At 64.9% G+C, this 22,690-nt stretch carries 26 protein-coding genes; 14 read left to right on the forward strand and 12 right to left on the reverse strand.

Going from position 1 to position 22,690, the window contains the following annotated elements; genetic code table 11:
- Positions 1 to 166: 166 nt before the first annotated feature.
- The 6 genes from bfr (at position 167) to BFE01S_RS30795 (ending at position 4,281) form a co-directional block, all read left to right on the forward strand.
- Positions 167 to 646: a bacterioferritin gene (gene bfr / locus BFE01S_RS30770; RefSeq protein ID WP_028228813.1), complete on the forward strand. Its 480-nt coding sequence runs from the start codon at positions 167 to 169 to the stop codon at positions 644 to 646.
- Between the two features lie 84 nt (positions 647 to 730).
- A complete protein-coding gene (gene murI / locus BFE01S_RS40830) occupies positions 731 to 1,600 on the forward strand; it encodes a glutamate racemase (RefSeq protein WP_042339125.1) in 870 nt (289 codons plus the stop codon).
- A gap of 251 nt (positions 1,601 to 1,851) precedes the next feature.
- Entirely contained in the window at positions 1,852 to 2,103 is a 252-nt protein-coding gene (locus tag BFE01S_RS30780; RefSeq protein WP_028228814.1) for a (2Fe-2S)-binding protein, read from the forward strand.
- Between the two features lie 242 nt (positions 2,104 to 2,345).
- Complete coding sequence (locus tag BFE01S_RS30785; protein WP_028228815.1) at positions 2,346 to 3,077, forward strand: energy transducer TonB; 732 nt, start codon at positions 2,346 to 2,348, stop codon at positions 3,075 to 3,077.
- Positions 3,078 to 3,127: 50 nt separating this feature from the next.
- Positions 3,128 to 3,847 carry a MotA/TolQ/ExbB proton channel family protein gene (locus tag BFE01S_RS30790; RefSeq protein WP_028228816.1) on the forward strand — a complete coding sequence of 240 codons (720 nt, stop codon included), beginning with the start codon at positions 3,128 to 3,130 and terminating at the stop codon, positions 3,845 to 3,847.
- A gap of 14 nt (positions 3,848 to 3,861) precedes the next feature.
- Positions 3,862 to 4,281, forward strand: coding sequence for an ExbD/TolR family protein (locus BFE01S_RS30795; protein ID WP_028228817.1), 420 nt, complete (start codon positions 3,862 to 3,864; stop codon positions 4,279 to 4,281).
- Between the two features lie 396 nt (positions 4,282 to 4,677).
- On the opposite strand, the gene BFE01S_RS40835 is transcribed toward BFE01S_RS30795, so the two are convergent.
- Positions 4,678 to 5,724 carry a LysR family transcriptional regulator gene (locus BFE01S_RS40835; RefSeq protein WP_084170253.1) on the reverse strand — a complete coding sequence of 349 codons (1,047 nt, stop codon included), beginning with the start codon at positions 5,722 to 5,724 and terminating at the stop codon, positions 4,678 to 4,680.
- A 122-nt stretch (positions 5,725 to 5,846) separates the two neighbouring features.
- Between BFE01S_RS40835 and BFE01S_RS30805 the strand changes: the two genes are divergently transcribed.
- From BFE01S_RS30805 to BFE01S_RS30820, 4 genes are all read left to right on the forward strand, one after another.
- A complete protein-coding gene (locus tag BFE01S_RS30805; protein ID WP_028228818.1) occupies positions 5,847 to 6,728 on the forward strand; it encodes a pirin family protein in 882 nt (293 codons plus the stop codon).
- Between the two features lie 141 nt (positions 6,729 to 6,869).
- Positions 6,870 to 7,268, forward strand: coding sequence for an OsmC family protein (locus tag BFE01S_RS30810; protein ID WP_028228819.1), 399 nt, complete (start codon positions 6,870 to 6,872; stop codon positions 7,266 to 7,268).
- A 35-nt stretch (positions 7,269 to 7,303) separates the two neighbouring features.
- Positions 7,304 to 7,786: an SRPBCC family protein gene (locus tag BFE01S_RS30815; protein WP_028228820.1), complete on the forward strand. Its 483-nt coding sequence runs from the start codon at positions 7,304 to 7,306 to the stop codon at positions 7,784 to 7,786.
- A gap of 147 nt (positions 7,787 to 7,933) precedes the next feature.
- Positions 7,934 to 8,230 carry a hemin uptake protein HemP gene (locus tag BFE01S_RS30820; protein WP_028228821.1) on the forward strand — a complete coding sequence of 99 codons (297 nt, stop codon included), beginning with the start codon at positions 7,934 to 7,936 and terminating at the stop codon, positions 8,228 to 8,230.
- Between the two features lie 272 nt (positions 8,231 to 8,502).
- Here BFE01S_RS30820 and BFE01S_RS30825 read toward each other — a convergent pair whose 3' ends face one another.
- From BFE01S_RS30825 to uvrB, 6 genes are all read right to left on the reverse strand, one after another.
- Complete coding sequence (locus BFE01S_RS30825; RefSeq protein WP_028228822.1) at positions 8,503 to 8,916, reverse strand: GlcG/HbpS family heme-binding protein; 414 nt, start codon at positions 8,914 to 8,916, stop codon at positions 8,503 to 8,505.
- 30 nt (positions 8,917 to 8,946) lie between these two features.
- Entirely contained in the window at positions 8,947 to 10,374 is a 1,428-nt protein-coding gene (locus tag BFE01S_RS30830; protein ID WP_042339128.1) for a 4Fe-4S binding protein, read from the reverse strand.
- Positions 10,371 to 11,219, reverse strand: coding sequence for an FTR1 family iron permease (locus BFE01S_RS30835; RefSeq protein WP_028228824.1), 849 nt, complete (start codon positions 11,217 to 11,219; stop codon positions 10,371 to 10,373). Before BFE01S_RS30835 ends, BFE01S_RS30830 begins: the two co-directional genes overlap by 4 nt.
- A 96-nt stretch (positions 11,220 to 11,315) precedes the next feature.
- Entirely contained in the window at positions 11,316 to 11,645 is a 330-nt protein-coding gene (locus BFE01S_RS30840) for a cupredoxin domain-containing protein (RefSeq protein WP_407668256.1), read from the reverse strand.
- A 125-nt stretch (positions 11,646 to 11,770) separates the two neighbouring features.
- The gene (locus tag BFE01S_RS30845) at positions 11,771 to 12,319 is read right to left on the reverse strand and encodes an iron transporter (RefSeq protein ID WP_028228826.1); all 549 of its coding nucleotides are present in this window, start codon (positions 12,317 to 12,319) and stop codon (positions 11,771 to 11,773) included.
- 375 nt (positions 12,320 to 12,694) lie between these two features.
- Positions 12,695 to 14,776: an excinuclease ABC subunit UvrB gene (gene uvrB / locus BFE01S_RS30850; RefSeq protein WP_028228827.1), complete on the reverse strand. Its 2,082-nt coding sequence runs from the start codon at positions 14,774 to 14,776 to the stop codon at positions 12,695 to 12,697.
- 372 nt (positions 14,777 to 15,148) lie between these two features.
- Here uvrB and BFE01S_RS30855 point away from each other — a divergent pair, with 372 nt between their 5' ends.
- On the forward strand, positions 15,149 to 16,348 hold the full coding sequence (locus tag BFE01S_RS30855) for an amino acid aminotransferase (protein WP_028228828.1): 1,200 nt from the start codon (positions 15,149 to 15,151) through the stop codon (positions 16,346 to 16,348).
- Between the two features lie 145 nt (positions 16,349 to 16,493).
- Here BFE01S_RS30855 and BFE01S_RS40840 read toward each other — a convergent pair whose 3' ends face one another.
- Together BFE01S_RS40840 and BFE01S_RS30865 are read right to left on the reverse strand one after the other, a co-directional pair.
- Complete coding sequence (locus BFE01S_RS40840; protein ID WP_042339129.1) at positions 16,494 to 17,774, reverse strand: patatin-like phospholipase family protein; 1,281 nt, start codon at positions 17,772 to 17,774, stop codon at positions 16,494 to 16,496.
- 15 nt (positions 17,775 to 17,789) lie between these two features.
- Entirely contained in the window at positions 17,790 to 18,596 is an 807-nt protein-coding gene (locus tag BFE01S_RS30865) for a 3-hydroxybutyrate dehydrogenase (RefSeq protein ID WP_028228829.1), read from the reverse strand.
- A gap of 205 nt (positions 18,597 to 18,801) precedes the next feature.
- Between BFE01S_RS30865 and BFE01S_RS30870 the strand changes: the two genes are divergently transcribed.
- On the forward strand, positions 18,802 to 19,773 hold the full coding sequence (locus BFE01S_RS30870) for a potassium channel beta subunit family protein (protein ID WP_028228830.1): 972 nt from the start codon (positions 18,802 to 18,804) through the stop codon (positions 19,771 to 19,773).
- 172 nt (positions 19,774 to 19,945) lie between these two features.
- On the forward strand, positions 19,946 to 20,791 hold the full coding sequence (locus tag BFE01S_RS30875) for a 23S rRNA (adenine(2030)-N(6))-methyltransferase RlmJ (protein ID WP_028228831.1): 846 nt from the start codon (positions 19,946 to 19,948) through the stop codon (positions 20,789 to 20,791).
- A gap of 37 nt (positions 20,792 to 20,828) precedes the next feature.
- On the opposite strand, the gene BFE01S_RS40845 is transcribed toward BFE01S_RS30875, so the two are convergent.
- The 3 genes from BFE01S_RS40845 to cueR form a co-directional block, all read right to left on the reverse strand.
- Positions 20,829 to 21,179, reverse strand: coding sequence for a hypothetical protein (locus BFE01S_RS40845; RefSeq protein ID WP_052421031.1), 351 nt, complete (start codon positions 21,177 to 21,179; stop codon positions 20,829 to 20,831).
- A gap of 213 nt (positions 21,180 to 21,392) precedes the next feature.
- Positions 21,393 to 21,539, reverse strand: coding sequence for a DUF3563 family protein (locus BFE01S_RS44745; protein ID WP_156967216.1), 147 nt, complete (start codon positions 21,537 to 21,539; stop codon positions 21,393 to 21,395).
- Positions 21,540 to 21,837: 298 nt separating this feature from the next.
- On the reverse strand, positions 21,838 to 22,266 hold the full coding sequence (gene cueR, locus BFE01S_RS30890; RefSeq protein ID WP_028228832.1) for a Cu(I)-responsive transcriptional regulator: 429 nt from the start codon (positions 22,264 to 22,266) through the stop codon (positions 21,838 to 21,840).
- 187 nt (positions 22,267 to 22,453) lie between these two features.
- On the opposite strand from cueR, the gene BFE01S_RS30895 reads away from it, so the two are divergent.
- Complete coding sequence (locus BFE01S_RS30895) at positions 22,454 to 22,687, forward strand: heavy-metal-associated domain-containing protein (RefSeq protein WP_028228833.1); 234 nt, start codon at positions 22,454 to 22,456, stop codon at positions 22,685 to 22,687.
- Positions 22,688 to 22,690 lie beyond the last annotated feature (3 nt).

Here is a 22,690-nt window from a genome sequence, read left to right on the forward strand (position 1 = left end):
CGGTTTTTTTTCCGCTTTATCGTGATTAATGCGAAACAGACTGAGATTAATTCTCAGCACCCTGCAAAGGTCTGAATAGAATCGGGATTCGGTCTTGGCAATTGCCGGCACAGCGTTTATTGTTCAGTACCAGAACCCACACCGCCCCACCAGGTAAGGAAAAATTATGCAAGGCGACAAGAAGGTCATCGAATATCTGAATGCGCAGCTCAAAAACGAGCTCACCGCAATTAATCAATATTTTCTCCATGCGCGCATGTACCGGCATTGGGGACTCGAAAAACTCGGCAAGCACGAATACGACGAATCGATCGGCGAAATGAAGCATGCCGACTGGCTCATCGAACGCATCTTCATGCTCGACGGCCTGCCCAACCTTCAAGACCTGCACAAGCTCCTGATTGGCGAAGAGACCAAGGAAATCCTCGAATGCGATCTGAAGCTCGAGCAGATTTCCCAGTCCACCTGCAAGGAAGCCATTGCTTACTGCGAATCGGTGCGCGACTTCATTTCGCGCGAGATCTTCACGAAGATCCTCGACGACACCGAAGAGCACATCGACTGGCTCGAAACGCAGATCGACCTCATCGACAAGGTCGGCATCCAGAACTACCAGCAGTCGGCCATGGGTTCGGTAGAATCCTGATCGCCGTCCGGCTCGCGCGGCGCATTCGTCCCACCGGCGAATGCGCTTTTTTCACCCTGCCCCGCCTCCCCTGAACGACTCGTCGTGAACGCCACGCCCAACGCCTGCACCGCGCCCGTCGGCATCTTCGACTCCGGTCTTGGCGGCCTCTCGGTGCTGCGCGCCGTGCGCACGCTGCTGCCTGCCGAGCGGGTCGTCTATGTCGCCGACTCGCGCTATGCGCCTTATGGCCAGCGCGACGACGATTTCATTGCCGACCGCACGCTGGCGATAGGCGAATGGCTCGTGCGCCAGGGGGCCAAGGCGCTGGTCGTGGCCTGCAATACGGCCACGGCGCAATCCATCGAACTCGTGCGCGGGCAGTTGCCGATTCCGCTCGTGGGCGTGGAGCCGGGCGTGAAGCCCGCCGCGCTGCAGTCGGTCTCGCGCGTGGCCGGCGTGCTCGCCACCCAGGTCACGCTGCGCAGCGCGCGCTTCCAGGCGCTGGTGGCGCGCCACGCGGGCGACCTGCGCGTGCTCAGCCAGCCCGGCCACGGCCTCGTAGAGGCGGTGGAACGCTGCGACGTGGGCTCGCCCGAACTGCTCGTGCTGCTGCGCGGCTATCTGCAGCCCATGCTCGACGCCGGTGCCGATACGCTCGTGCTCGGCTGCACGCACTACCCGTTTCTGGATGACGCGATCCGCTCGATCGTCGGCGAACGCATGACGCTGATCGACACCAGCGTCGCCATCGCGCGCCAGCTCGAACGCGTGCTCGCCCAGCACAGGCTGCTCGCCGAGGCGCCCGAAGGCGCCGCGGAGCCGGCCCCCACGCGCTTTTGCTCGACGAGCGACGGCGCGCACCTGCGCCTGCTCGCCGCGGCGCTGCTCGGCATCGACGCCGCGGTCGAAACCGTGCAAATCCCCTCGCGCCGCACGCTTGAACTCGACAAGCTGGAAAAGTCGGCCGCCTGATCGGCGTGACACCCGGCTACCCCTCTTGTTTCCACCCTTTTAGCCTGCCAAGGTCGTCCGCCTTGCTCCGCGGGCCTTCGGCCCTTCTGCCCCCGATTCCCCGCCCCGCGTCGCGCCGGACGCCGTCCTGACCCTGAGCAAAATCCCTGCTAAGGGTCCGGTTTTGTTACAAATTTTCCGTCAAGGCGCTTGCCAAGCGCATCAAACATAATGATAATAATTCGCATTAACTCTCTCTATCGCGCTTCATCATGATTGTCTGCGTGTGCAAGTCCGTTTCCGACCGGACGATTCGTGCCTCGATCGCGGAAGGCATGGACTCCTTCGACGAACTCCAGTTCGAGCTCGGCGTCGCCACCTGCTGCGGCAAGTGCGAAGAGTCCGTGCGCGATGTCATGTCGCAAAGCGGCGTCTGCGCGAGCCGCTGCGGCGTGACGCACGCGCACCCGGTCGCGGTGCCTGCCGTGCAACCTCTCATGTTCTACGAGCGCAAGGCCGCCTGAACACCGCGGCGCGCCGCCGGCCACTCCGCCGGCATCGCGCGCCGCGTTCGTGCCGACAGCAAGCCAGTTTCACGACCAGCCAGCTACCGCTCGTTCCCCTCTCTCAGGAGGCCGGAATGGAATTGCTGATCGGATTCGTGACTACGCTGTGCATTTCGCTGTTGATATTCCGCAAATGAATTTGTCCGACACGGTGCGCCGGCAAGCCGGCGCACCGTCTTTTGTCCGGCCCCCACGCTAACATGCAGGCTCTCCACACTACAGCCGGCACGTTGCCGGGTTCCCCCTTACGCGCGAACCGCCGTATCGTCGTCGCGACGGCCCTCGTACTGGCCGCCCATGCGGCACTCATCGCCTTCGTCCTCGCGAACCGCGACACGGCCGTGCCCGTCGCGCTTCAGTCGCACACGATCACGGCCGAGCTGATCCAGCCCGATCCGGTTGCCGCACCCGCCGCGCTCCAGTCCACGCCCACGCCGCCACCGCCCAAACCGGTGCCGCACGTGACGCGGGAAAAGCCCCGGGTCCAGCCGAAGCCCAGGCCCACGCCGCTGCCCGTCGCCGAGGCGCCCTCGCAGCACGCCGTCGAAGCGCCCGCCCCCGCGGACCCGACGCCGCCGCCCGCGGCCCCGACGCCTGCGCCCGCAGCGGCGGCCGCACCCGCAGTGGGCAAGCCCACCATGGCCATCGACGCGCCGAAGAACGTCTCGCACCTCGACTGCAACATCGTGAGCCCCGATTACCCGACGCTCTCGAAGCGCCGCGGCGAAACCGGCGTGGCCTACGTGCGTTTCGTGGTGGGTCTCACGGGCAAGATCGAGAACATCGAACTGAAGAAGAGCAGCGGCTACAGCCGGCTCGACGACGCCGCGCTCGCCGCCATGCGTGACAGCGCATGCAAGCCCTATACGGAGAACGGCCAGCCCGTGCGCGCGGCCTATACGCAGCCTTTCGACTTCAGCCTGCACGACTAGCGCGGCCGAAGCCACACCGCTTTCATGAATTGAATAACGAGGAATTGAGAATGCAGAACTACGGTATCGCCCACGTCTGGGCGCAAGGGGATTTCGTGACGCGCGGCATCGCGCTCGCGTTGCTGGTGATGTCGGTGCTGTCGTGGTGCGTGATCCTCGTGAAGGGCTGGAACGTCATACGCCTGAAGCGCCTCACGAAGAACGCCGAGCAGTCGTTCTGGCATTCGGACGATTTCGACGACGGCATGAAGAAGCTCGGCAGCGGCACCCGCGACGACAACCCGTTCCTCGCCCTCGCACTCTCGGGCCAGGAAGCCTCCGAGCACCATCATCAGACGCAGCCGCACCTGCACGACCGCATGGACGTTTCGGACTGGGTCACGCGCTGCCTCAAGGACGCGATGGACGAATCGATCGCGAAGATGCAAAGCGGCCTCGCCATTCTCGCCTCGATCGGCAGCACGGCGCCGTTCGTGGGCCTTTTCGGCACCGTATGGGGCATCTATCACGCGCTGCTCACGATCGGCGCAACGGGACAGACGTCGATCGACGCCGTCGCGGGCCCGGTGGGCGAAGCGCTCATCATGACGGCGTTCGGCCTGTTCGTCGCGATTCCGGCCGTGCTCGGCTATAACGCGCTCACGCGCGCCAACAAGGCGCTCGTCACGAAGCTCAATCGCTTCGCGCACGGCCTGCATGCGTTCTTCGTCACGGGCGCGCGCCTTTCGTCCACCAAGGGCAACCTGCGCGTCGCCGCGCGCACGCACTGAAACGGAGGCGCACCATGGCGATGAGCCCTTTTGTCAGCGATGAAGACGACGGCCTGATGAACGAAATCAACATGACGCCGCTCGTCGACGTCATGTTGGTTCTCCTGATCGTTTTCATGGTGACGATTCCCGTGATCCGTCACGCCGTGAAGATCGACCTGCCGCACGCGAGCAGCCAGAAAGAAGACACGAAGCCCGCGCAGATCAACGTCTCCATCGAAGCGGACGGCACCGTGCTGTGGGACGGCACCGCCGTGGACGACAAGACGCTGCGGGCAAAGATCGCGGCCGCCGCGCAAACCGAGCCGCAACCCGAGTTGCACCTGAACGCGGACCGCAAGGTGGCCTACGAGAAAGTGGCGCAGGTGATGTCGGCGGCGCAAAGCGGCGGGCTCACGAAGCTCGGCTTCGTGACGGATCCCGCGCATCGCTGAGGCGGGCGCGCTGCCCGCGCCATTGCTGTTTTTCCTGCGTTTTTCCTGCGCTGCAAAGTAAAAGGCCTTCATCGTCAGATGAAGGCCTTTTTTCGTGCGCACGCAGCGCATTCGGGCGGTATCGACACTCACCGTCGGCCAGTTCGTGCCGGCACATGCGACATGCCGTGGGCAACACGGACAGCGCTCTCAGCCCTGAAGGCCCACTATGATAGCGGCCATCAATTCCCGCTCAAGACCGGTCTTGGCGAGAGGGATTTCAATATATTCCTCTCGCCCTGCGCATTCAAGACTTTGCCCATTGAAAGTAACGATTGCCGGCGACGCTTAAATGCGAAAAGACATAGGCATGTCGCTGCTTACATCAACGCTTGCATCACCGGGATGCAACCGGGCTCATGCCGTTTCGATGTTGCGGCCCGGCTTGGGGCGCACTGCCGATGTATGCGGAGACGCGGTCTCGCCCTGCGCTTCGCGATAGCGCTCCAGCAGCGGCGCGATCTCGCTGCGCAGCGGACACTCCTGTTGCAGATGCTTGTCCGCATCGAGCACTTCGACGAGGTAATCGACGAACGCGCGCACCGCGGGCACCATCCCCTGGCGTGACAGAAACACCGCATAGAGCTGCGGCACCGGCAGCGTCCAGCCCGGCATCACCGGCGAAAGCTTGCCCGTGCGCAGCGCGGCGCCGTACATCATCTCCGGCATCGCCGCGATGCCGAGGCCCGCAAGCGCGGCCTCGCGGATCGTCGTGAGGTCCGCGGTAATGAGGCGCGGCTCGTGCTCGTGCGAATGGCGCGTGCCGTCCGGTGCGATCAGATGGAACACGTGGCGGCCATCGCTCGTGGGCGTGTCGAGTGTTTCGAAACGTGCGAGGTCGTCGGGCGTGAGCGGCGGCGCGTTCTGCGCCAGCAGGCTCGGCGCCCCCACCAGCATCTGCTCGGTGCGCCAGAGCGGCCGCACCACGATGTTGGCGTTTTGCGGCGGCTCGGAGCGCACGCGCAACGCGATATCCACGGAATCTTCGAACAGGTCGATCACGCGGTTCGTCACGCGCATCACCACGCGCACTTCCGGGTAGCGATGCATGAACTCCGGCATGATCTGCGAAAAGATCGTCTGCGACAGCGTGACCGGCACGCTCACGCGCACCGTGCCGCGCGGCGACGAGCGCAGCGACTGGACGACGTTGACGGCCGCCTGCGCTTCGGAGAGCATGGCGCGGCAATGCTGGTAGAAAAGTTCGCCCGCTTCGGTAAGGGCCAGCTTGCGCGTGGAGCGCTGCAAAAGACGCACGCCCAGCGACGCTTCGAGTTCGCTCACCCGGCGCGACAGACGCGACTTCGAAATACCCAGCACGCGTTCGGCCGCGGAAAAGCCACCGTGCTCGACCACCTGCGAGAAGTACATCAGGTCGTTCAGGTTATGCGAGTCGATCTTCATGTCGTCGTTCCAGCGCTGGGACAATCCATTGCGTCAGGGCCCTAAAACAGGCCGAATGGGCTACCTATAATAGCGGTTTGTTTCGCATATCGCGCAATTCCCATATTTTCGAGGTGACATCCATGACGACCACCCGCACGATCGAACGCGTCTTCCCCGCGGTTCGCACCACCGAGGGCGCTGGATTCATCGTCCATCGACCGTTCCCTACCCGGCAGTTGATGGACTTCGATCCGTTCCTGCTGCTCGACGAAATGGGGCCGGTGGACTATGCGCCGGGCACGGCCAAGGGCGCGCCCGACCATCCGCATCGCGGCTTCGAAACCGTCACCTATGCGCTCGAAGGCAGCTTTGGCCACAAGGATTCGGCGGGACACTCCGGCACGCTCGGCCCCGGCGACGTGCAATGGATGACCGCCGGCGCGGGCGTGGTTCACAGCGAGATGCCCGACCCCGAATTCGTGCGCAGCGGCGGCCGCGTGCACGGCCTGCAACTGTGGGTGAACCTGCCCGCGCGCGACAAGATGATCGCGCCGCGCTATCAGGAGATGCCCCACGCGCGCATTCCGGTGGGCCGGTCGGCGGACGGCAAGGTGTCGGTGAAGGTGATCGCGGGCGAAGCGCTGGGCGTGAAGGCCGCGATCGAAACGCGCACCCCCATCCTCTATCAGCACTTCACGATCGCGCCGGGCGGCCGCGTCGAGCAGCCGGTGCCGCGCGCGTGGAACGTGTTCGCCTACGGCCTCGCGGGCACCGGCAGCTACGGGCCGGGCGGCGAGCGTATTGCGGCGCAGCAGATGGTGAGCTTTGCCGGCAACGGCGATTCGGTGGTGCTCGCCGCGCCCGACGACGCGACCGAACCGCTCGAGGTCCTGCTGATCGGCGGGATGCCGCTCAACGAGCCGGTGGTACGCTATGGCCCCTTCGTGATGAACACGGAGGCCGAGATCCGCCAGGCGGTGCTCGACTACCAGGCCGGACGCATGGGCAGCATCGCGCACTGAAACCCCGGCGTCAGGCAACTTTTCGCAGCTTCGTCCGCTTTCGGTCACAATAGGATTTCGAAGGGGCACGCGGCACCCGGCGCGCGCGTCCCGTCCTTATCCCCTTTGTCCACCGTTGTCCGCACCGCTTGCGAGGAGCGCATGGCCGAACCCATCGTCACTGCACACATCGGCTCAACCGACTACCAGGTTCAATTCGACGACGGCACGCACACGTGGATCGCCGACGAACCCGCCTCGCTCGGCGGCGGCGACCGCGGCCCCTCGCCGTTCTCGCTGCTGCTGTCGAGCCTCGGCGCCTGCACCTCGATCACGCTGAAGATGTATGCGCAGCGCAAGGCATGGCCGCTCGACGGCGTGCGCGTGAAGCTCTCGATAGAGACCGGCAGCGAAGGCGCGACCATCGATCGCCAGATCGCGCTGGAAGGCGCGCTGAGCGACGAGCAGCGCGAACGGCTTTTGCAGATCGCGAATGCGTGCCCGGTTCACAAGGTGCTCACGAACACGATCACGATCCGCTCGGGGCTCGTGGCCGTGTGAGCGGCGGCGGACATCGCTACAGGAAGCCATCGACCTTGAATTTCGAACACCTCATCCAGATCAACGACCCGTCGAATCCGCTCGTCCAGACCATGACGCGCGATCAGCTCTGGGAAGGCCTCGTGCTGCGCGCCGAGCAGCCGCAACTCTTCGTGCTCGGCCTCGACAGCTGCACGATCCTCGCGCGCGAGGGCAATACGCTCGAGCGCGAGCTGCACTACGGCCAGGCCACGGTGCGCGACCGCGTCACGCTCACGTTGCGCGAAAGCGTGCGCTACGACATCCTCCCCACCGAGACCTACGTGGGCGGCTCGCTCACCATGAGCATCGAGGAGCCCGAGGAAGCGCAGCTGTTCCTGCGCTTCGACTACCGCACCACGCTCCCCACCGCCGACACCGAAGACGACCGCCAGACCTCCGAGATCGTGAAGTCGGCCTACCGCGAGTCGGACATCGACACGGTGCGGCTGATTCGCCAGTACGTGCTCGGCCTCGGCGACCCCGAAGCGCGGCACTGATCCTCTGCGTGTGCTGCGCGCGCCGAACGCCGCACACGCGCCTTTCCCCAGACTATCGCTGCACGAATCCGATGAATTTGTCGTAGTTGAAAATAGGAACGATTATCATTTAGAATCACTCCATCGTATCGAGAAAGACGTCACTTCATGACCGACTTCAACCGCTCATCCACACTCAGCCTGCGCCGTTCCGGCGGTCCGGCACTAACGGCCCCGCGTGCTGCATCGACCCAGGCGCCCAAGGCAGCCGTGCCGGCGCAAACGCGCAAGAGCGCGCCCGCTCACGAGGGCGCAAATGCCGCCGCCAACGGCGCGCCCAGCAACGAGCGCACGCTCGACAGCACGGCGCTGCTGCAAGGCCGCAGCCACGTGAGCATCCTGCATAACGGCGAGACGTATCAGTTGCGGGCCACGCGGCTCGGCAAGCTGATCCTCACCAAGTAGTTCGTACCGGGTATTGTGGGGACCGCCTCCTATCGAGAGGCGTTGGGCACTAGCCAGTCACGACGGCTTGCACGCGAGATCTAGACCCCTTCGTGCAGACATTCTTCACGCCAGCCGTCGCAGCCAGCCACGCCATTTTTTTGTTCTCACCATGAAAGCGGACGGCACGCCCCCAAGGGCATGCCGTCCATGGCAAGAGGCCGCGGCAAGTCCGCGGCCTTTGTCTTTTGCGCTGATCTTGCGATGCGGCTGCGTTTAAACGTAGCGCCGCATCAACCTTGCTCGACGCCGAGTGCCGCAATGCCCGCACGGGCGATGGCGGCATCCTGATCGGACTTCACGCCCGATACGCCGATGGCCCCAATCACGTCGCCGTTGACGATCACGGGCACCCCGCCCTCCAGCATCGCGGGCAGCGGCGCGCTCAGGAAGGCCGTGCGTCCCTGGCGGATCACTTCCTCGTACACCTTGCTCTCGCGGCGCCCGAGCGCCGCCGTGCGCGCCTTGGAGGCCGCGATTTCGGCCGACACGGGTGCTGCGCCGTCGAGCCGGCGCAGCCACAGCAGATGCGCGCCCTCGTCGACAATCGCAATCGTCACGTGCCATTCGTTGGCACGCGCGTGCGCGATGGCCGCGTCGCCCATTTTCACGATGTCTTCGTCAGTCAGTGCCGCCCTGGTGCGCATGGTTCGCTCTCCGATCGGTTGAACGGCCGGTCAGTGCGCCCAGCCCCAGAACATGAGCCACCACGCGCTGTCGACCACGGCAAGCGCGGCGGCGAATGCCGTCGTCGCCAGAACGCGTTGCCCGAGCGACTGACTGTATCGGCCGGTTACCCGCCACGCAAGCCAGCCACTCCACATATTGAATATGCCGAGAATCGCAAGTCGCACATCCGATGCCCAGTCGATCGGCACGTGCTCCGCGCGCAACAGGGAGAGCGTGGTGGCGGAAAGTCCGAGGAATACGCCCGCGCCCGCGAGCGGGATCAGCGCCTGCGCGAAATGGTGCAGGCGGCGCAGGTCGAAGCGGCCGAACACCGCGCTTGCGCCGGCGAGCAGCGCAAAGAGCGCCGTGCCGTACACGAGCCCGGTCGCGACGATATAGCCGACGATCATCGTGCCGTCGAGCCACGAGAACACATCGTTTTGCTCGGGATAATGCGTGAGCAGGAACCAGGGCGCGTTCGTTTCCAGCGGCCAGGTGATGTCGCGGTCGATGAGCCAGCCCGCAACGGATTGCTTGAGATCGATGAACCATGGCGAGGCGGTCCAGTGGAACGCGCCGATGGCCACGCCGAGGAGGCCGTAGAGGATCAGCGCCGTGTCCCAGCCGCTCGCTTGGCGCCCGCCCAGATCGACCACCTCTTCGGCGGGCGAGCGCCAGGTCAGGTCGATGGCGTCGCGGTGGCCCGCGCAGCGCCCGCACATATGGCACGCGGCCGCGCCCTTCATGTTGCGCAGCGGCACGAGCGGCGCGCAGTTGACGGGAACGACGCGGTGGCCGCCGTGCTCGCCTGCCGTGTAGGAGCGGCGCCAGGCCTCTTCATCGACCTTGTAGTGAAACGGCGCAAGACGCGCCAGTAGCGAAAAGACCCCGTTGACGGGGCACAGATAGCGGCACCAGACGCGCTTCTCGCGCCCGTAGAGAAAGCCGATCACCATCGCGCCGAGCGTCGATCCGCCCAGCACCAGCAGCACCGCCTTCGGGTACTGATAGACGCTCACCATCTGCCCGTAGATCGTGGTGAGCCCGAAGGCGACGAAAGGCCAGCCGCCCCAGCGCATCCAGCGCGGAATCGCGCGGCCACGCCCGAAGCGGCTGGCGAACTCCGTGAGCGTGCCTTCCGGACACAGCACGCCGCACCACACGCGGCCCAGCATAACCATAGAAAGGAGTACGAACGGCCACCAGATGCCCCAGAACACGAACTGCGCGGCAAGCGTGAGGTTGTTCCAGAGATGCGCGGTGTCGTCGGGCAGCGGCGTTGCCGCGGGCACGAGAATCAGGAACGCGTAGACCGCGACGACAACCCACTGCACCGCGCGGATCGCCGCGCCGTGACGCTGCATCCACTGGCCGGCTGGCGCGAGCCAGCCGCGGCGCTTCGTCAGCGTGGCCGGTTCGGGCGAGCCGCAGCTCATGCCGCCTTCCTCTTGCCGGGCGCCGACGCGGCACGCGCACCGGCGCGGCGCACGAGGAACCCCACCACGAGCCAGTACGCCGCGTACGCGATCAGGTTCATGAGCGCCGGATGCGCGCGGTAGCCCGTGAGCGTCGCGACGAGCGAACCGAAGGTACTCGAGTCGTCGAGCAGCGCCGACGAGTTCCAGACCTGATCGACGAGCGTCGGCAGAATCTCCTTGTCGATCAGCTTGTCCACGCCGCTCTGGAACAGGCCCGCGCCGAGAAACAGCAGCATGATTTCGGTGACGCGGAAGAACTGGCGCCACGAGAACACCTTGCCGCCCAGTTGCAGCACGTAGAACGTGAGGAATGCGAGCGCGAGGCCGATCAGCACGGCGAGGTACTGGCTCGCGTCCACGTGGCCCGACTGGCCGAAACCGAGGCCGTAGAGAAAGATCACCGTTTCGCTGCCCTCGCGGGCGATGGCGAGTGCGACCAGCACCGTCACGCCCCACCAGTTGGCGTCGCGCGCGGTCTGTTCGAGCGAGGTTTCCATGTCGCGCTTGAGCGTACGCCCGTGCTGCTTCATCCACAGCACCATCTGCACGATCAGCACGCAGGCGACGAGCACCATCGCCGTCTGGAAGTAGTCCTGAGCATCGCCGGACAGCACTTCGGTGAACCCTACCAGCGCCGCGCCGAGGCCCACCGCCGCGAGGAGGCCGAGCGCCACGCCGCCCCACAGGTACGGCAGCCCGCGCCGCGCGTCGGCGTCGCCGTTCTTCAGCCACGCATGGAGAATGCCGACGACGAGCAGCGCCTCGACGCTCTCCCGCCACACGATGAACATCACCTGACCCATTCAATCCTCCTGCCACCGGCGGCTGCGCCGGCTACCTTTGCTGCCTGCGCGGCGACGGCCCGTGCGCGCCGCTTCGCCACGCTCACCTTGCAACACTCATTTGGCAACAATCACGCCCTGCGCCTGCTGATGGAAGTCGTCGAAGAACTTGTACTCTCCCGGATCGAGCGGCGCGATCACGACGAACGACTCCGCGCCCGGCGCCAGCACCTTCTCCTTGCGCAGTTGCACGCTTTCGAACTCCACGGCACCCTTGCCGGTGTTGCGCACCTCGATCTTGATGCGCTTGCCCGCCGGCACCTCGATGCGCGCGGGGCTGAGCTTGCCGTCGGCCATGTCCAGCCTGAAGGTCGGCAGATCCTCGGCGTGCGCCGCGCCGGCGAAGAGCGGCAGGCCAAGCGTTGCGGCCAGCGCGAGTGCGGCCATCTTCCTGATTCCAGTCATCCGTTGTTCCTGCTCGAATTCCACCCGGGCCGCGCATACGGCACGCATACGGCACTCATATGGCACCCACGCGACACTGCCGGGCCGCATGCGCGAAACCTGCCACGTTAGTAACCGCCCTTCTTGCCGATGCCCGCGAACGGGAAGTCGTATTCGAGCGTGAACGGCTTGAACCACGGACCCACGCCGGTTTCCTTGTCCACGTGGCGGCCGAACGCCATGTGGCCGGTCTGCATCGGCGGTTCCACGATCAGCTTCAGGTGGTACTTGCCCGGGCCCGCCAGCTTCACGTTGTCGCCGTAGTGCGGGCCGTCGTTGGCGACCATGCCCATCAGGTCACCCTTCTGCACGTAGTTCGAGCCCGGCTTGGTGAGTTCGTAGTGGACCTGCAGGTAGGGCATCCAGTCGCCTTCGGCGAAACCCGTCGGGTTGTTCTTGACCGCGTGAATGTCCGCTTCGAGGTGAATGTCGGAATCCGACGCCTTGCGCATCATGCCTTCGGGCTCCATGGTGATCGGCTGCAGATAGACCGCACCGATTTCCATGCCGCCCTGGATCTGCTGCTTGCCGATCGGGTATTCGGCAGCACTGGCGGCGCAGGTAGCCGCGGCGGCCGCGACGAGCGCCGCACCGCGCAAGAAAGAGTGAATCCGCATCGAAACTCCTGGTTTTTATTGGAAAGACACGAGAACACCGCACCGACGACCGAAACGTTAATGCGAACAATTCTCAATATGCAAAGAGTTTAGCATCGATAGGGAAACGTAACAATTGAAAGTACACGACGGGTTTGATGCAAGTAGGGCTTTGTACGGAAAGGCCGGGACGTCGGGTGACGTCTTACACGATGTAGGAAGTGTAATGAGCAGAGGAATTGGAAGGCGAATTTCGCGGCGTGGCTCTTGGGGGCTGGGGGGCTTGGGGGGCTGGGGGCTGGCTGCCCCGACAGGCCGCCGGCGCCCCCCAAGCAAAACGGGCGGCCCTCGATCGCCGAGGCCGCCCGCCGTTCTGCCCTGCGTCCCGTGCCGCAATCAGGCCGGATGGTCGCCGACGTTCGCCCCGAACACGCGCCTGCGCAGCGTCGCCAGCTGGTCGCGCGTCTGCGCGGCCTTCTCGAATTCGAGGTTCTTGGCGTAATCCATCATCTGCTTTTCGAGGCGCTTGATCTCCTTGGCGATCTGTTTTTCGGACATATCTTCGAACTTCGCGCGCTCCTGCTCCTCGCGCAGTTCGGCGCGCGCCTCGTCCACGTTGTACACGCCGTCGATGATGTCCTTGATGCGCTTGACCACCCCGCGCGGCACGATGCCGTGCGCCTCGTTAAAGGCGATCTGCCTGGCGCGGCGGCGCTCGGTTTCGTCGATCGCGCGGCGCATCGAGTCGGTCATGCGGTCGCCGTAGAGGATCGCCTTGCCGTTCACGTTGCGCGCGGCGCGCCCGATGGTCTGGATCAGCGAACGCTCCGCGCGCAGAAAGCCTTCCTTGTCGGAGTCGAGAATCGCCACGAGCGACACCTCGGGAATGTCGAGCCCCTCGCGCAGCAGGTTGATGCCCACGAGCACGTCGAAGGTGCCGAGGCGCAGGTCGCGGATGATCTCCACGCGCTCCACCGTGTCGATGTCGCTGTGCAGATAGCGCACCTTCACGCCATGATCGGCAAGAAACTCGGTCAGTTGCTCCGCCATGCGCTTCGTGAGCGTGGTGACGAGCACGCGCTCGCCGACCGCCACGCGCTCGTTGATCTCGCCGAGCACGTCGTCCACCTGGGTGGAGGCGGGCCGCACCTCGATCACCGGATCGACGAGGCCCGTCGGCCGCACCACCTGCTCGGCGATCTGGCCCGTCACCTTCTTTTCGTAGTCGGCGGGCGTGGCCGAAACGAACACCACCTGACGCATCTTGCGCTCGAATTCGTTGAACTTGAGCGGCCGGTTGTCGAGCGCCGAGGGCAGCCGGAAGCCGTAATTGACCAGATTCTCCTTGCGCGCGCGGTCGCCGTTGTACATGCCGTTCAACTGGCCGATCAGCACGTGCGACTCATCGAGGAACATCATGGCGTCGGGCGGCAGGTAGTCGACGAGCGTGGGCGGCGGCTCGCCGGGCAGCGCGCCCGAGAAGTGTCGCGAGTAGTTCTCGATGCCCTTGCAGAAGCCGAGTTCCTGGAGCATTTCCAGGTCGAAGCGCGTGCGCTGCTCGAGCCGCTGCGCCTCGACGAGCTTGCCTTCGGTGTGAAAAAACTCGAGGCGCTCGCGCAGTTCCGCCTTGATCGTTTCGACGGCGCGCAGCACGGTGTCGCGCGGCGTGACGTAGTGCGAGGACGGATAGACGGTAAAGCGCGGGATCTTCTGCCGCACGCGGCCCGTGAGCGGATCGAAGAGCTGCAGCGTCTCCACTTCGTCGTCGAAGAGCTCCACGCGCACGGCCATTTCCGCGTGCTCGGCCGGGAAGATGTCGATGGTGTCGCCGCGCACGCGGAACGTGCCGCGCTGGAAGTCCTGCTCGTTGCGCGTGTACTGCATGGCGATCAGCCGCGCGATGACGTCGCGCTGGCCGAGGCGGTCGCCCTGGCGCAGCGTGAGGATCATCTGGTGGTACTCGGACGGATTGCCGATACCGTAGATCGCCGAAACGGTGGCGACGATCACCACGTCGCGCCGCTCCATCAGGCTCTTGGTCGCCGAAAGCCGCATCTGCTCGATGTGCTCGTTGATCGACGAATCCTTCTCGATGAAGAGATCGCGCTGCGGAACGTAGGCTTCCGGCTGGTAGTAGTCGTAGTACGAGACGAAGTACTCGACCGCGTTGCGCGGAAAGAACTCGCGGAACTCGGCATAGAGCTGCGCGGCGAGCGTCTTGTTCGGCGCGAACACGATGGCCGGGCGGCCGAGCCGCGCGATGGTGTTCGCCATCGTGTAGGTCTTGCCGGAGCCCGTCACGCCCAGCAGGGTCTGGAACGCGAGGCCGTCGCCTATGCCTTCCACGAGCGTTTCGATGGCCGTGGGCTGGTCGCCGGCGGGCAGGTACGGCTGGTAGAGCTGGAACGGCGAGCCCTCGTACTGGACGAACTTCGACTCGTCGAGCGCGGGCGCGTCGGCAACGGTATGGTCGGACATGGGGGCGACATCCTGAGCCTTGAGCAAACAACTATTCTAGCGTCTTGCCGATGGGCGGGCCGAGGGTGGTCCAGGGCGCGAGCCGGCGCGGCGACGGGTGGCGACGAGGGGCGACGGGCGGCTCCGGAAAGCAAAGCGGGCAAAGAAGGGCCGGAAAACACGGGCGAAGTCTGTGCGCAGGAGGGGAAAGCTACGCGCAACCTTCGCGCAGCGGGCGAAAACGCCGCACAGATTCGTTACAATAGCGCGTTGCGTGGCCGGCCGGCTGCGCCGCCCTGCCCCCCGCCCAAGGCGCTGCGGGCCACGCGGCGGCGCGAGAGCCAGCGCAAGCGGCCAACCAGGTTGTCCATCCTTGACTATTGCCGAACCATCATGTCCCTCTTTTCCGCTGTCGAACTCGCCCCTCGCGACCCTATCCTGGGTCTGAACGAAGCCTATAACGCCGATGCGCGCACCGCGAAGGTGAACCTCGGCGTGGGCGTGTATACCAACGAGGAAGGCAAGATCCCGCTGCTGCGCGCGGTGCGCGAGGCGGAAAAGGCCCGCGTCGAAGCCGGCCTGCCGCGCGGCTATCTGCCGATCGAAGGCATCGCCGCCTACGACGCCGCCGTGCAAAAGCTGCTGCTCGGCGACGATTCGCCGCTGATCGCGGCGGGCCGCGTGGTGACCGCGCAGGCTCTCGGCGGCACGGGCGCGCTGAAGATCGGCGCCGATTTCCTCAAGCGCCTGAACCCGAACGCGAAGGTCGCGATCAGCGACCCGAGCTGGGAAAACCACCGCGCCCTCTTCGAGAGCGCCGGTTTTGAAGTGGTGGCCTATCCGTACTACGACGCGCAAACCAACGGCGTGAACTTCGAAGGCATGCTGGCCGCGCTGAACGGCTACGCGGCAGGCACGGTGGTCGTGCTGCACGCGTGCTGCCACAACCCGACCGGCGTGGACCTGACCGTCGATCAGTGGAAGCAGGTGGTGGAAGTCGTGAAGGCGCGCAACCTCGTGCCGTTCCTCGACATCGCCTACCAGGGCTTCGGCGACGGCATCGAGGCCGACGGCGCGGCCGTGCGCCTCTTCGCCGCTTCGGATCTGAACGTGTTCGTTTCGTCGTCGTTCTCGAAGTCGTTCTCGCTGTACGGCGAGCGCGTGGGCGCGCTGTCGATCATCACGAACAGCAAGGAAGAATCGGCACGCGTGCTCTCGCAGCTCAAGCGCGTGATCCGCACGAACTACTCGAACCCGCCCACGCACGGCGGCTCGGTGGTCGCCGCGGTGCTCGGTTCGCCGGAACTGCGCGCGATGTGGGAATCCGAACTGGGCGAGATGCGCGAGCGCATCCGCGCCATGCGCACGGGCCTCGTCGAGCGCCTGACGGCCGCGGGCGTGGACCGCGACTTCAACTTCATCAACGTGCAGCGCGGCATGTTCTCGTACTCGGGCCTCACGGCGGCGCAAGTGGATCGCCTGCGCGAAGAGTTCGGCATCTATGCCGTGAGCACGGGCCGCATCTGCGTGGCGGCGCTCAACACGCGCAACCTCGAGGTGGTCGCACAAGCTATCGCGCAAGTGCTGAAGTAAGCCGCGTCTCGCGCATGCTGCCGCGTTGCGGCAGTACGCGAAATCCGCGAAGTCCGCTTCGGGCGGACGAAAGCAAACGGCGTCCGTTCTTCCGAACGGACGCCGTTTGTGTTTTGGCGCAGGGCTTTGTCGACTCGCACGCGGTTCACACGCTGTCGTCTCCCGGGCTGCGATGCGCCCCGTGTGCGTCGCGATGGATGTCGTGCGTGACGAAGCCCGCATCGTTATCGGGCTTGTCAAGCCAGCCCGGCTGCGAGAGCGTGGCGCGAATGTCCTGCAGGCCGCTCGCCCAGTGCTCGCGCATGGTGGAGACGCCGAACTGGAAGTCCTTGAAGTGCCCTTCGTACTCCTTCTGACGGTAAATCAGATGGATCACGTTGTACTTCCTGGAGCACGACAATTCGTTCGCCAGTTCGACCCACATATCCTGCTGATGCTCGGGCGCCACGCGATCCAGCACCTGGCGCAACACGTGACGAAAACGCTGCGAACGCTGCAGCATGTCGGTCACGAGACGCGTGCGGCTCGAATACTGAATGTCCTTCACGCGGCCCTGCACGTCGGTGATGTTGTCGGGCACGGGCCCGCGCGCGCTCCACAGATCGACCTGGAATGCGAGCGTGTCGCGGCGCGGCGTGGTCTGGATCACTTCGTAGAGCGGCGTGTTCGACATCAGCCCGCCGTCCCAGTAATACTCGCCGTCGATCTCCACCGCTGCGAAGCCCGGCGGCAGCGCGCCGGAAGCGATGAAATGCTCGGGCCGCAGCTTGCAGGTGGTGTTGTCGAAATAGACGAAGTTGCCGGTGCCGACGTTTACGGCGCCCACGGAAACGCGAATTTCCTTCGAATTGATGCGATCGAAATCGCACAGGCGCTCGAGCGTTTCCTTGAGCGGCCGCGTGTCGTAGTAGCTGGCCTTTTCGGGATGCCCCGACGCATTCGGCAACGGCGGCGGAAAGCGCGGCACGAAGAAGCCCTTCTGCCCTTCCACCACCGCACCGGCCGCCTGCATGGCGGTGAACGTCTTGCGGATCGCATCGCCCGAGTTGAAGAGCGCATGCTCGACGAAGGCGGGCAACGGCACGCTGTAAGCGGGCTTGCAGATGGTTTCCCAGAACTCGCGCAGCCTCGCGACCCGATGCTCGGGCGGATTGCCCGCAATGATCGCCGTATTGAGCGCGCCGATGGAAATCCCGGCGATCCAGTTGGGCGCAATGCCGGCCTCGGCCATGCCCTCGTAGACGCCGGCCTGATAGGCACCGAGCGCGCCGCCGCCCTGCAGCGTCAGCGCGACGGTTTCCCACTGGGCAGATTCGCCGCCGCAATACCCGGGACGCGGCCGCGGCCGCGGCGCGGCGCCGGTATGCACAGCGCTCTCTTCACCGACCGCACTGGACTGCACCTGCCCCTTCTTGCGTTGCGCCATGGCCGCACCTCCCGCTTATTGCATGAACCAGCCGTGGCTGACGATGAACGACTGGCCCGTGAACGCGGCCGTCGGAAACGCGGAGAGGAACAGCACCGTCTGCGCGACGTCTTCCACGGTCGTGAAAATACCATCCACCGTGCCGCCCAGCATGACGCGCTTGACCACTTCCTCTTCGGAAATGCCAAGCTCCCTGGCCTGCTCGGGAATCTGCTTGTCGACGAGCGGCGTGCGCACGAAGCCCGGGCAAACCACGTGCGAGCGCACGTTGTGCTTTGCGCCTTCTTTCGCGAGCACGCGTGCGAGACCGAGCAGGCCGTGCTTGGCCGTGACGTAGGCCGACTTGAGCGGCGACGCCTCGTGCGAGTGGACCGAACCCATGTAGATCACGACGCCGCCGCGATCGTCCTTGTACATGTGCTTGAGCGCTGCCTTGGTGGTGAGGAACGCGCCGTCCACGTGAATGGCCTGCATTTTCTTCCAATCGGAAAACGCGTAGTTTTCAATCGGATTCACGATCTGGATGCCGGCATTCGAAACGAGGATGTCCACCGAACCCAGTTCGGCTGCCACGCGGTCGATGCCCTGGTTCACGGCGTCTTCGTTCGTGACGTCCATGGCCACGCCGATGGCCTTGCCGCCTGCCGCCTTGATCTCCTCGGCAACCGCGTCTGCGCCGCTCTGGTTCAGGTCGGCGATGGCGACCGCGGCCCCCGCCTGGGCGAAGGTGAGCGCGATCTGCTTGCCGATACCGCTGGCCGCGCCGGTGACGACGGCGACCTTACCGTCCAGTTTGGTGTTGAGAGAGAGAGACGACGACATCGAGCACCTCCAGGTAGTGAACGAGATGAAACCTCGACTCGCGCATGCCGGCAACCCGGCCAGACGACCTATGCCGTCCGGCAGAATGCTGCACCGCGGCCAACCGCGCTATTGTGCATGAAGCCGGCGGCACCGCGCATTGAGTGCGGCACGCGTTCCGCGCGCTGGCGGTAATATCGGGCTTCTTCCCCTTCTGGAGGCGTTCATGAACTATCGGCGACTCGGCCGCTCCGGCCTGCAGGTCAGCGAACTGTCCATTGGCTCGTGGGTCACGTACGGCAATCAGGTCGACCGCAACCTCGCGCGCGAATCGCTCGCTGCGGCGCGCGATGCCGGCGTCAATTTTTTCGATAACGCGGAAGCCTACGCGGGTGGCAAGTCGGAAGAGATCATGGGTGCGGCGCTCAAGGAGCTCGGCTGGTCGCGCGTGAGCTACGTGGTTTCGACCAAATTCTTCTGGGGCTTGAGCGAAGCGCCGAACCAGTATCACACCCTCAACCGCAAGTATCTGCTGAATGCCATCGACGGTTCGCTCAAGCGCCTGCAACTCGATTACGTCGATCTTGCGTTTTGCCACCGGCCCGACCCGAATACGCCCATCGAGGAAACCGTGTGGGCGATGAGCGACATGGTTACGCGCGGCAAGGCGCTCTATTGGGGCACCTCGGAATGGAGCGCCGACGAGATCCGCGCGGCGTGGGAGATCGCCGAGCGCCACCACCTGCACAAGCCGGTCATGGAACAGCCGCAGTACAACCTGTTCCACCGGCGCCGCGTGGAGGACGAATACCGGCGGCTTTATGAAGACATCGGCCTCGGGCTCACGACGTGGAGCCCGCTCGCCTCGGGCCTGCTGACGGGCAAGTACCGCAGCGGCGTACCCGCCGACAGCCGCGCGCAGTTGCAGGGCTACGACTGGCTGCGCAAGTCGCTCACCAACGCGGAGAAGAACGCCATCGTTGCGAAGCTCGCCGATCTGGCCGCGCAACTGGGCTGCACGGTCGGGCAACTGGCCATCGCGTGGATCCTGAAGAATCCGCAGGTGAGCACCGTGATTACGGGCGCTTCGCGTGTCGAGCAGATCGGTGAAAACATGCAGGCGCGCGAGGTCGCCGAAAAGATCACGCCGGAAATCAAGACGCAGATCGAAGCGATCGTCGGCGACGCCTACGACTGACGTCCACCAGAACGTTACGGGCCGCGGCCGCGCGCGCACCTCGCGTACCCTCGCGTACAATACGCGGCCTCGCCGTCGCGCCCAGCCCTACCGGGCGGCGCGACGTGTCCCGCGAAAAGCGCATGGCACGCTTCATCGCCCGTTTTTGTCCGATCTTCCGTTCCCGCCCATCATGCTGAGCTACCGCCACGCCTTCCACGCAGGCAACCATGCCGACGTCCTGAAACATGCCGTTGTCGTGCAGCTACTGCGCTATCTGGGCAAGAAAGACAAGGCGTACTGGTATATCGACACCCACGCGGGCGCCGGCGCCTATGCGCTGCGCGAAGGCTACGCCACGAAAACGGCCGAGTTCGAAACGGGCATCGGCAAGCTCTGGGGCCGCACCGACCTGCCCGCGCCCCTCGCCGAATACGTGGACGAAGTAGCGGCCCTCAACCCGGACGGCGAACTTCAGTTCTATCCCGGCTCGCCCTATCTGGCCTGGCGGCTCATGCGCGAACAGGACCGCATGCGCCTCTTCGAACTGCACAGCACCGAAATCGACGTGCTGCGCCACCGGTTCCGCGACGCGGGCCGCCGCGTGATGCTCTACGACGGCGACGGCTTCGAAGGCATCAAGGCGCTCCTGCCCCCGCCGCCGCGCCGTGCGCTGGTGCTGATCGACCCCTCGTTCGAAGACAAGCGCGACTACGCCCGCACGCTCGCCTGCGCCGGGGAAAGCCTCAAGCGCTTCGCCACCGGCACCTATGCAATCTGGTATCCGCAGGTCACGCGTCCGGAATCGCAGCGGTTTCCGGAGCAGCTCAAGCGCCTGCAGGAGAAGAGCTGGCTGCACGTCACGCTCACGGTCAGCCAGCCGCCTTCGGATGGTTTCGGCCTCTACGGCAGCGGCATGTTCATTCTGAATCCGCCCTACACGCTCGAAGCCGCCATGAAAGAATCGCTGCCCTGGCTCGTGAAGACGCTGGGGCAGGATCAGGCGGCGCAATTCAAGATCGAATCGCGCGGCGATTGATTCTGGTTTGACTCCGGCTTGATCTAACCGCCACGCCCTACTGGGCAGGGGCCGTCTGCGGCGCCGGTCTCGGCCGCGGCGGATTGGGGCGCGAGCCGCCCCCGCCCGGCACCTCGATATACGGCGCGACGATGTAGGGCGGCGAGGGATCGGTCGCCAGCCCCGCGGGCGCGGCCGGTTGCTTCGCTGCGACCATCGGCTCGTGCGATAGCGGCGCGTTTTGCAGCACGAGCCCCTTCTGGCCGTCGCTGATTCCCTTTTGCGTATCGAGTATCAAAGGCGGCCCGTCCGCGCATGCGCAGGCAGGCGCCAGCGCGAGCACGCACGCCGTTGCGGCGGCAGACAGCCAGGCGGTCAAAGGCTTGTGGAAGATACGGTCTGACACCATGAGCGGTCCCCGGAAGCGTGGCTTGTCCTGTACGGCGATATCGGCCAATCTCAAAAAGGACTTTACCTTACCGCAATGGCAAGGTTCAGACTGATGTGCAGTGGCGGTTCGAGCGGGTGAGGGAGCGTCCCGGAGCGCGTCGCGAAAGTGCGACGCCAGAAATGACAAAGCCCCGCAATGCGGGGCTTCAGACTGCCGGGCTATGAGCCTGACTTACTGCGAGTAGCCGTTCGTTTCGAGCGAGCGGATGCGCTGTTCGAGCTGGACAATGTCCGACGACTGCGCAAGGTAGGCTTCGCGGCGGGTGCGCTCTGAGACTTCAAACCAGTTGCTCATTGCTTCGAGGATATACGCAAACATGATGTTGTTCTCCAAGGATCGATGTATCCCCGGTGGATTTGCATCAGGGATTACCCTATTAAGGGATAACCCGAATTATAACGATCTTTCGGAACTTTGCCAGTGAATTGCACGAATGCCGTGCATTCCAATCTGGAATGCACCAGATCACGCCATTGGCAAATGCATGATTTATCGGCACATTTTTCGGCGCGTTAGCCGGCGATCCGGGCAGAGTCTCAAAATGCACCAATTTTGCGCACTCCTTGAAACAAGTTGCGACAATTTGCCTGCCGCGGTTGCACCTGCGCCCATGGCGTCAGGTGTGGTGGCAGGCCTGCGCATCATGCGCGAGGGGTTGCGGATCGGCGAGTTGTTCGAGGATCGGGCAATCCGGCCGGTCGTCGCCGTGGCAGTGGGCCGCCAGATGCGCGAGCGTGTCGCGCATCTGGGTGAGTTCGGCGATGCGGTGGTTCAGTTCGGTCACGTGCGCGAGCGCAATGGACTTGACTTCCGCGCTCGCGCGCGAGCGGTCGTGCCACAGCGCGAGCAGCCGGCGGATATCGTCCACGAGAAAGCCCAGCCGCCGCGCCTGGCGAATGAAGCGCAGGGCATGCACCTCCTCCGCGCCGTACACGCGGTAGCCCGACTCCGTGCGGCCCTTGGGCGCGAGCAGTCCGACGCTTTCGTAGTAGCGGATCATTTTTGCCGTGACGCCCGACTCGCGCGCCGCTTCGCCAATGTTCATGGGTGCCTCCCCGCTTCGATCGATGCGCCGATCGTACACCTTGCCATGGTGGGAAGGTCCAGCGGACATCGTCGGGACCGTCGCGGGCCGTCGAAAGCCGTCGTCTTGCCGGCTGGCATAATCCCGCGACGCCCTCATATCCATATCGCCCCTCGTTAAGCAGGCCTCTTTAGAAAAGGAAGACACCATGATCCAGTTCAATGTCGAAGGGATGAGTTGCCAGCATTGCGTGGGCGCCGTTACCCGCGCGATCCGCGAACACGATGCCGAAGCGAAGGTCGAGGTCGATCTGCCCTCGGGCCGCGTGACGGTCGAATCGAAGCAGAGCGCCGACGTGCTGAAAACCGCGATCGACGAGGCCGGCTACACGGTCGTCGCCGTCAGCGGCAGCGGCACCGTCGCCGGTCCGGCGAACGCGTGACGC

Source organism: Paraburkholderia ferrariae NBRC 106233 (genome assembly GCF_000685035.1).
GTDB lineage: Bacteria > Pseudomonadota > Gammaproteobacteria > Burkholderiales > Burkholderiaceae > Paraburkholderia > Paraburkholderia ferrariae.